The organism is Streptomyces hilarionis, from assembly GCF_024539675.1.
Lineage (GTDB): Bacteria > Actinomycetota > Actinomycetes > Streptomycetales > Streptomycetaceae > Streptomyces > Streptomyces hilarionis.
Genome location: NZ_JAHHIT010000701.1, coordinates 1 through 277, shown reverse-complemented (window position 1 = coordinate 277; position 277 = coordinate 1). Strand labels below are relative to the sequence as shown.

Sequence of the window (277 nt, the reverse complement as noted above, 5' to 3'; positions counted from 1 at the left end):
GCACAGTATTACGGCGTTCTTCAAACAGCTTGATTTGCGTGCTGGTGAGCGAGTCAAACATCAGGCCATCGATCTTGATGACCTGCACCAGTGAATCCTCGCCGGTGATGACAGTTTGATCGTCATAATGCACGTCATACGGCACCATCTCGCTGACCACCAACTCATCGAGATCCTGATCGGACCCTTCTGGATGTTGGACACCAAGCGAAAGATCCATATTTCGCACTAGCTTATTAAAAGCTTTATCAACGAGGCGCATAACTTCTATATCCCC

Annotated in this window: 1 protein-coding gene; it reads right to left on the bottom strand. The window is 48.4% G+C overall.

Annotation, left to right across the window (positions count from 1 at the left end; translation table 11 throughout):
• Positions 1-220 (bottom strand): VirB4 family type IV secretion/conjugal transfer ATPase (locus KMS84_RS44530; protein WP_256921579.1); only part of this gene is annotated, 220 nt, incomplete at its 3' end.
• Positions 221-277 lie beyond the last annotated feature (57 nt).